A 7,484-nucleotide genomic window follows, 5' to 3' on the forward strand; every position below is an offset into this window, starting at 1 on the left:
GGTGAACGGCCGGCGATGTGCGGACGGGGCCGCCGGCGGGCCAGGACGAAGGGGGTGTGGCAGTGAGCGTTGCGGATATCGGGCCGCAGGAGCATGAGTTCGAGCGCACCCCCCCGCACGACATCTCGGCCGAGCAGGGCGTCCTCGGCGGCATGCTGCTCTCCCAGGACGCCATCGCCGAGGTCGTGGAGCTGCTGCGCACCCCCGACTTCTACCGTCCCGCCCACCAGATCATCTACGACGTCGTCCTTGACCTCTACGGTCGCGGCGACCCCGCCGACGCCGTCACCGTCGCCGGCGAGCTCACCAAGAACGGCGAGATCGGCCGCATCGGCGGCGCCCCCTACCTGCACACCCTGATCTCCCTGGTGCCCACGGCGGCCAACGCCGGGTACTACGCCAAGATCGTCCACGAGCGCGCGATCCTGCGCCGCCTGGTCGAGGCCGGCACCCGCATCGTCCAGATGGGCTACGCCGCCGACGGCGCCGACGCGGACGAGGTCCTCGACCGCGCGCAGGCCGAGGTGTTCGCCATCGCCGAGAAGCGCGCCGGCGAGGACTACGTCGCGCTGAGCGAGATCATGCCCGGCGCCCTGGACGAGATCGAGGCGATCGGCAGCCGCGGCGGCCAGATGGTCGGCTGCCCCACCGGCTTCGCCGACCTGGACGCCCTCACCAACGGCCTGCACCCCGGCCAGATGATCGTCGTCGCCGCGAGGCCCGCCATGGGCAAGGCTCTGCACGTCGCCACGCCGCTCCCGACCCCGGCCGGCTGGACGACGATGGGCGAGGTCAGGCCCGGCGACCAGCTGATCGGAGCCGACGGGAGGCCGACCCGCGTGGTCGCGGCGACCGAGGTGATGCGCGGCCGCCCCTGCTACGAGATCGAGTTCTCCGACGGCGAGGTCATCGTCGCCGACGCCCGGCACCAGTGGCGCACCACCGAAGAGAACCCCTCCTGGGAAGCGTCCCGCCCTCCCGGCCGGCGACCGGCCGCGGGCGAGGCCCAGCAGTCGGTCGCCGAAGCCGCCTGTCGCGGCCCTCTCCCAGGTCGCGGGAACGCCCCGCTTCGCCCGACCGCGGGCATGGCCGGCAGGTCCGGCCCGCGCACGCATCGCCTCACCGACGCCTGCCTCGTCGTGCCTCAGGCAACGAACGCCTCCGGCGCGCGCGAGGCCGCACTGGTCCACGCCGCCGACCGCTCCCCAGGAGCGGGTGACCCCAACGGAGCGCTCCCGGGTTCACCGTCCCAGAGGGAAGGCCACGGAACCGCCTCGCCGCACGAGGGCGAGACCGTCCACCGGATCGAGACGACCGAGCAAATCTTCGCGGCCCTGGACGGCGGCCCCCGCCGCGCCGTCGAGTTCGCCGCCGTGTTCGACCTCCCCGAGGCCGACCTGCCGCTCGACCCCTATGTCCTCGGCGCGTGGCTCGGCGCCGGCGACGATGACGACGCCAGCATCACCTGCCTGGACGGCTCCGTCATCACCCAGATCGAGGCCACCGGCCAGGAGGTCGCCGCGGAGGCCGTCTTCGGGTGCCATCTGCTGTCCGGCGTACGCGGGCGGCTCGCTTCGCTCGGCCTCCTCGGCGGCAAGCACATCCCGTCCCGGTACCTGCGGGCCTCAGCCGCTCAGCGACGGGCGCTGCTGGCCGGGCTGCTCGACGTCTGCGGGCACATCTCCAGGGACGGCAGCCTCGACGTCGCCGTCCCGTCCGCACGCCTCGCGGGCGACCTGCGCGAGTTGCTCGTCAGCCTCGGCCATGACGTCGCCATGACCGCCGACCCCCCCGGGGAAGACCTCTGGCAAATGAGCTTCGTCCCTGCCGAGACGGTGTTCCGGCTGCCGCGCAAGGCGGCCCGGCAGCGCGCTGACGTCCACCCGAAGGCGCCGGTGCGGTACATCGTGGATGTGCGGCCCGTCGAGAGCGTGCCGGTGCGGTGCGTCCAGGTCGACAACGACGACCACATGTACCTGGCGGGGCGCTCCTGCGTCCCGACCCACAACTCGACGCTCGCCCTCGACTTCGCCCGCGCCGCGTCCATCAAGCACGGGCTGGCCTCGGCGTTCTTCAGCCTGGAGATGGGCCGCAACGAGATCACGATGCGTCTGCTGTCCGCTGAGGCGCGGGTGGCGCTGCACGCGATGCGGTCCGGCACCATGCAGGACGAGGACTGGACGCGCCTCGCCCGGCGCATGAGCGAGGTCGCCGAGGCGCCGCTGTTCATCGACGACTCGCCGAACATGTCGATGATGGAGATCCGCGCGAAGTGCCGCCGCCTCAAGCAGCAGCACGACCTGCGCCTGGTGATCATCGACTATCTGCAGCTGATGACGTCGGGCAAGCGCGTCGAGAGCCGCCAGGTCGAGGTCTCGGAGTTCTCCCGCTCGCTGAAGCTCCTCGCCAAGGAACTGGGCGTCCCGGTCATCGCGCTCTCCCAGCTCAACCGAGGCCCCGAGCAGCGAACCGACAAAAAGCCCATGGTGTCCGATCTTCGCGAATCGGGCTCCATCGAGCAGGATGCGGACATGGTGATCCTGCTGCACCGCGAGGACGCCTACGAGAAGGAGTCGCCCCGCGCCGGCGAGGCCGACCTGATCGTCGCCAAGCACCGCAACGGCCCCACCGCCACCGTCACGGTCGCCTTCCAGGGCCACTACAGCCGCTTCGTGGACATGGCCCAGTAACGCGCCCCGGCTGCTGCCGGGGGCGGCGGCCGTTGCCGGATCCCCGGGTCCGATTGTCGGCTCTTCGCGGGTATACCTCGGAGGACAAGAGCGTTGTGAGCGCGGTCTGTTCTCGCACCGCCAGACCTTCGTTTCGTGGAGGGGCGCCGGATGGTCAGCGCTGGGCGGCAGCACGAACCGTTCGGAGTAGCGGTGATCCTCACCGATCGCCTCGGGCAGATCTTGATGCATCTGCGCGACGATCTCCCCGAGATCGCATGGCCGGGGTACTGGTCGTTGCCCAGCGGTCTCGCCGAACCGGGCGAGACTCCGGCCGAGGCGATGTCCAGGGAGCTTCGCGAGGAGACGGGGCTCAGCCTCCCCCTGACACAACGGCTGGATGTCCCATCAGGACCTGATGGTGATCGTGTCGTGTTCTTCACCGGCTCCTGGCATGGGGATCCCGCGACGATTCCGCTGACCGAAGGCGTGAAGTTGGAGTTCTACCCGCTGCCCGGCCTGGCAGGTCTGCGGGTTCCCCCGTTCGTCATCCAAGCGCTCCAGCAGCTCCATGACCGGGGACTGCTCGGCGGCGCGGCAGGTGCGGTGGCCGGCCCCTGAACATGCAGGCTGGCCCGGGCGGGTTGCGGGCCAGATCCCGGTGGGACCCATGCAGGTCCCACCGCCCGGGCCACCCATGCGGGCGGAGTACTTTCGCCGTGCCGTCACTCCGGGAGTGGTCAGGCTCCCTGAGGGTTGCGGAACTCGTCGATCAGGACGGGGTACTGCTCCGCTCCGTGGCCGGCGGCGATCGAGCGCTCGGCCATCGCTTTGATCAGCTTCGGGAGTTCGGTGTCGATGTCTGCTGCCTCGCTCTCCTCGATGAGGTGCGCCATTGCTCCCGCGTCGGTCTCCAGGGCCGACACCTCGGCCGGGAAGGAGCCGCGGTCGATCTGCTCGGCGTATCCGGGAAGCCATCCGGCCACAACGGTGGCGATCTGCTGCGCGAACGGCGCATACGCCGCGGCGTCGACACCGGCCGTTCCGAGCAGGGCGGTGCCCTGGAGCCAGGCGTTCAGGACGCTCCACATCATGGCCAGGCCGGCCACGTCGTACAGGGACGCCAGCCCCGGGTCCTCGCCGAGATAGGTGACGGTGCCGAGCGCGCCCAGTGTCGGCTCGTGCGCCGCGAAGTCCGGTCGCGGCCCGCTGTGCAGGATCACCGCCTCGGCGGTTCCGATGGCCGGCGGGACGGCCATGATGGCGCCGTCCAGGTAGCGGGCGCCGCGGCGTTCTGCCCATCGGGCGGCTTCGCGGGCCTGGGCCGAACTACCCGAGGTGAGGTTGATGAGCGTCGTGCCGTCCAGTTCGCAGGCGTCGAGTACCTCGCGGACGGCCTCGTAGTCGGTGAGGCAGATGATCGTCAGGGAACCGGCCTTGAGCGCGTCGCCGGCCGTCGGCGCCGGCCGTGCGCCTTCGGCCACCAGGTGGTCGGCCTTGGAGGTCGTGCGGTTCCACACGGTCGTGGGATGTCCCGCTTTCAGGAACGCGCCGGCCAGTGCCCGGCCCATCAGGCCGAGTCCGATGACCGTCACGGGGATGTCGGTGTTGTTGTTGCCCATGGCAGCATCGTTGACGTTGATACCGGTCTGAAGGTCAAGTGAGGATGCGATGCGGATCGGAGAGCTGAGCCGCCGGACGGGCGTCAAGGCCCATCAGCTGCGCTATTACGAGGCGCAGGGCCTGCTGGAGGCGGATCGTGGCGCGAACGGTTACCGAGAGTACGGCGACGCGGCCGTAGTGCGGGTGAAGCAGATCCGGCACCTGCTCGGTGCCGGACTGTCCTCTGAGGACATCGCGTATCTGCTGCCCTGCGCGGCCGGGGAGACCCCGGATCTGCTCGGGTGTCCCGAGCTTCTGGCCGCGATGCGGACACGGCTGCGGCGACTGGACGACCGGATGGAGCGGCTCGCCCGATCCCGCGACGCCCTCGTCGGCTACATCGACGCCGCCGGGCGGACGGACGGCGAGACCTGTCCGCCCGTTGCCTGCGTGGAACCCCTTCCCGCCTGAGACGGGGGTGTTGTGCGGTCAGCGGTAGCCGCGTTTGAGCAGGTACCTGGCCCCTGCCTCGAAGGCTTCGGGGGTGAGCAGTGCGAAGCCGAAGGCGTCGGCGAGACGGTCGGTGACGTTGAATGCGGCGCAGACCGCCAGGGCGTCCTTGACCTGCTGGGGTGAGGCACCTGCGGCCAGCACTTCCCGCATGTCCTCGGCGTCGACCGTTCCTTCACCCGTCAGCTTGCCGAGCATCCGCAGGGTCGCTCGCAGCGGCTCATCGATGGGGGCGGACTCCAGGTCGGCCAGCACCGCGACGACGCGTGGCCCGTCCTGGTATGCCTGGCTTGCGGTCGCCGTGTGCGCGCTGATGCAGAACGCGGTCTCGTTCACCTTGGACACATAGGCGGCCATCAGTTCCCGGTCGCCCACCGACCAGTCGGACGGCCCGCGCATCGCCTCGTGGGTGAACGCCTTGGCCCGGGCGCCGTAGAAGTCGGGCCGGTAGAAGACCAGCTTGGCGGCGTCCGGAACCGGATGCCTGGAGAACAGCCGGATGAGCGCGAACAGCAGCTTGGTTCCCGGGCCGTAGCCGTGGTCGAGGACGTCAAGCCGCATGATCGGGCCTCCCCTCGCCGGTCGCTTCCGCCAGGGCCGCCAGTCCGGCCCCGTACAGCCGGTCGGACTGGCCGACCGCAGCGCAGACCACCAGCTCGAAGACCTGGTCCTCAGTGCGACCCGACGCCTTCGCCGCCGCCAGGTCCGCCTCGGTGACCTGCGCCGGGCTGTTGACGATCTTGCCGATCAGCGTGTCCAACGGCGGGGAGAGGCCGTCGTTGCCGAAGGCGCACGCCCGCTGTTCCGCCGATGCCTTCCCCTCCCCGTTCAGCACCCGATCCACCAGGGCGCGGTGCGCTGCTCGCTTCCCGTCCTCGTCCGACATGCCACCCTCCTTCGCCGCCGATTCGTCCGCTCCTAAGAACTAGACGATCGGTACCCCACGGAACATGACATGCGGCCGGAAACAGCGAGCACCAGCGCGGCGCCCGAATCAGTGACCGGTCGGCCGTGCTCGGACGCACCAAGCGACTGGAACCCCGGTCAGCCTTTCAGGGGGCGGCTCGTGGTGCGGCGGTCGAGGATGCTCAGGGTCTCCTCGCACCAGCGGAGGTTCTCGCGCTCGAACGCCAGGCCGCGCATGAGGGTGAGGTAGGGGCCGATCCGGTCGGCCGCGGCCAGGTACTCCGCTTCGGTGCGGCCGTTCAGGAAGCGGGCCTGGAGCCGCTCGAAGCGGGCGATCTTGGACTCGGCCCAGGTCCGGCGCTCACGGAGGGCGGCCATGACGGCCTCGACGTCCCCCGCGTCCACCGCCTGGACCTGCACCATCAGTTCCTCGCGCATCGCGCCGGGGCGCGGGGGCCTGGCGGTGAACTCGTGCAGGGCGTTGCGGCCGGCCTCGGTGAGGGAGAACAGGCGCTTGTTGGGACGGCGTTCCTGCTGGACGACCCGCGCCTGGATCAGTCCGTCGGCGGCCATCTTCTCCAGCTCCCGGTAGAGCTGCTGGGGCGTGGCCATCCAGAAGTTGGCCACGCCGGCGTCGAAGCTCTTGGACAGGTCGTACCCGGACGCCTCGCCCTCCAGAAGCGTGGCCAGGACCGCGTTCCGCAACGACATGGTCTCGAGCGTATCGGCCCGTGATCGTCGCCACGTCGCCGCCCGGTGGACGGCCCCTCGTGACCCGGCTAGTGTAATTTGCACCTATTCAACAAGTTGGATATCTCGGGGGTGCCGCATGCATCCGTTCAGGCGGGCGGTCGAGGCCGGGGACACGGCGGCGATCGCGGGGCTCCTGGCCGACGACGCCGTGTTCACCAGCCCGGTCGTGTTCAAGCCGTACCGTGGCAAGGCGATCACGGCGGCGATCGTGCGAGCCGCCGCGCGGGTGTTCGAGGACATCCGCTACGTGCGGGAGATCGCCGGCGCGGACGGCCGCGACCACGCGCTCATGTTCCAGGCGACCGTGAACGGCCGCGAGGTGCACGGGTGCGACTTCCTCCACATTGACGAGGACGGCCTGATCGACGAGCTGACGGTCATGGTGCGCCCGCTGTCGGGGGCCACCGCGCTGGCCGAGGCGATGGGCGCGCAGTTCGAGCAGATCGAGCGCGAGGTGCTCAGCGCCTGACCGGCACCCCGGCCGGCCCCGGGGTACGCTGCGCGGCATGCAGGCTGACGACCGTCCTGCCCGGGACGAGGACGTGCACGAGCTGGCACAGGGAATGCCTCACGTCACGGTGGAGTACGGCAAGAGCGGGAACGCCGTGTACCAGGTGGGAGGCAAGTCGTTCGTGTTCTTCCGCACCCCTCGCCCCGACGCCGTCGACCCCGTCACGGGCGAGCGCCACCCGGACGTGATCGTGTTCTGGGTGCCCTCCGAGTCCGACAAGAAGGCGCTGGTGCAGGACGAGGCGTCGCCCTTCTTCACGACGCCGCATTTCGACGGCCACCGCTCGGTGCTCGTGCGGGCGAGCCGCCTCGGCGAGCTCACGCTGCGGGAACTCACCGAGGTCGTCCAGGACGCGTGGCTGTCGCAGGCGTCGCGCAGGCGCGCGGACGCCTGGCTGCGCGACCATCCCGACCTGAAGCCCTGACCGGCGACCGTCGCGCTAGGTGTACTTGGCCATGATCTTGGTGACACCTGACCGGTAGGTCTTTGATCAGCAAGAGGACCTCCTGGCGTAGTGGAGTTTCACCGACTTC

The 7,484-nt window shown here is 70.3% G+C and carries 9 protein-coding genes; 5 read left to right on the forward strand and 4 right to left on the reverse strand.

Annotated features, from left to right (window positions below; genetic code table 11):
* The first annotated feature begins 62 nt into the window (after positions 1 to 62).
* Together dnaB and AB0H37_RS42195 are read left to right on the forward strand one after the other, a co-directional pair.
* Positions 63 to 2,690 carry a replicative DNA helicase gene (gene dnaB, locus AB0H37_RS42190; RefSeq protein ID WP_360618262.1) on the forward strand — a complete coding sequence of 876 codons (2,628 nt, stop codon included), beginning with the start codon at positions 63 to 65 and terminating at the stop codon, positions 2,688 to 2,690.
* 192 nt (positions 2,691 to 2,882) lie between these two features.
* Positions 2,883 to 3,290 carry an NUDIX domain-containing protein gene (locus AB0H37_RS42195; protein ID WP_329097402.1) on the forward strand — a complete coding sequence of 136 codons (408 nt, stop codon included), beginning with the start codon at positions 2,883 to 2,885 and terminating at the stop codon, positions 3,288 to 3,290.
* Between the two features lie 119 nt (positions 3,291 to 3,409).
* Here AB0H37_RS42195 and AB0H37_RS42200 read toward each other — a convergent pair whose 3' ends face one another.
* Entirely contained in the window at positions 3,410 to 4,291 is an 882-nt protein-coding gene (locus AB0H37_RS42200; RefSeq protein WP_360618264.1) for an NAD(P)-binding domain-containing protein, read from the reverse strand.
* Between the two features lie 49 nt (positions 4,292 to 4,340).
* Here AB0H37_RS42200 and AB0H37_RS42205 point away from each other — a divergent pair, with 49 nt between their 5' ends.
* Positions 4,341 to 4,742 carry a MerR family transcriptional regulator gene (locus AB0H37_RS42205; RefSeq protein WP_329097406.1) on the forward strand — a complete coding sequence of 134 codons (402 nt, stop codon included), beginning with the start codon at positions 4,341 to 4,343 and terminating at the stop codon, positions 4,740 to 4,742.
* Between the two features lie 18 nt (positions 4,743 to 4,760).
* Here the strand turns inward: AB0H37_RS42205 and AB0H37_RS42210 are convergent, their stop codons facing one another.
* The 3 genes from AB0H37_RS42210 to AB0H37_RS42220 all read right to left on the reverse strand — a co-directional run bounded on the left by AB0H37_RS42210 (position 4,761) and on the right by AB0H37_RS42220 (position 6,398).
* Positions 4,761 to 5,342 carry a hypothetical protein gene (locus AB0H37_RS42210; protein ID WP_360618266.1) on the reverse strand — a complete coding sequence of 194 codons (582 nt, stop codon included), beginning with the start codon at positions 5,340 to 5,342 and terminating at the stop codon, positions 4,761 to 4,763.
* On the reverse strand, positions 5,332 to 5,667 hold the full coding sequence (locus AB0H37_RS42215; protein WP_360618267.1) for a hypothetical protein: 336 nt from the start codon (positions 5,665 to 5,667) through the stop codon (positions 5,332 to 5,334). The genes AB0H37_RS42210 and AB0H37_RS42215 overlap by 11 nt, the downstream gene beginning before the upstream one ends.
* 158 nt (positions 5,668 to 5,825) lie before the next feature.
* Positions 5,826 to 6,398, reverse strand: a complete 573-nt coding sequence (locus tag AB0H37_RS42220) for a PadR family transcriptional regulator (RefSeq protein ID WP_329097412.1) — start codon at positions 6,396 to 6,398, stop codon at positions 5,826 to 5,828.
* 118 nt (positions 6,399 to 6,516) lie between these two features.
* On the opposite strand from AB0H37_RS42220, the gene AB0H37_RS42225 reads away from it, so the two are divergent.
* A complete protein-coding gene (locus tag AB0H37_RS42225) occupies positions 6,517 to 6,909 on the forward strand; it encodes a nuclear transport factor 2 family protein (RefSeq protein ID WP_179831400.1) in 393 nt (130 codons plus the stop codon).
* Between the two features lie 37 nt (positions 6,910 to 6,946).
* Complete coding sequence (locus AB0H37_RS42230) at positions 6,947 to 7,375, forward strand: MmcQ/YjbR family DNA-binding protein (RefSeq protein ID WP_360618269.1); 429 nt, start codon at positions 6,947 to 6,949, stop codon at positions 7,373 to 7,375.
* Positions 7,376 to 7,484: the final 109 nt, after the last annotated feature.

Source organism: Actinomadura sp. NPDC023710, assembly GCF_040639875.1.
GTDB classification, from domain to species: domain Bacteria; phylum Actinomycetota; class Actinomycetes; order Streptosporangiales; family Streptosporangiaceae; genus Spirillospora; species Spirillospora citrea.

What these genes read in the sequence shown, in the direction of transcription:
- AB0H37_RS42230 (WP_360618269.1), top strand. Translation starts at nt 6,947, where the DNA reads ATGCAGGCTGACGACCGTCCTGCCCGGGACGAGGACGTGCACGAGCTG.
- AB0H37_RS42225 (WP_179831400.1), top strand. Translation starts at nt 6,517, where the DNA reads ATGCATCCGTTCAGGCGGGCGGTCGAGGCCGGGGACACGGCGGCGATC.
- AB0H37_RS42205 (WP_329097406.1), top strand. Translation starts at nt 4,341, where the DNA reads ATGCGGATCGGAGAGCTGAGCCGCCGGACGGGCGTCAAGGCCCATCAG.
- AB0H37_RS42200 (WP_360618264.1), bottom strand. Translation starts at nt 4,291, where the DNA reads ATGGGCAACAACAACACCGACATCCCCGTGACGGTCATCGGACTCGGC.
- AB0H37_RS42215 (WP_360618267.1), bottom strand. Translation starts at nt 5,667, where the DNA reads ATGTCGGACGAGGACGGGAAGCGAGCAGCGCACCGCGCCCTGGTGGAT.
- AB0H37_RS42220 (WP_329097412.1), bottom strand. Translation starts at nt 6,398, where the DNA reads ATGTCGTTGCGGAACGCGGTCCTGGCCACGCTTCTGGAGGGCGAGGCG.
- AB0H37_RS42210 (WP_360618266.1), bottom strand. Translation starts at nt 5,342, where the DNA reads ATGCGGCTTGACGTCCTCGACCACGGCTACGGCCCGGGAACCAAGCTG.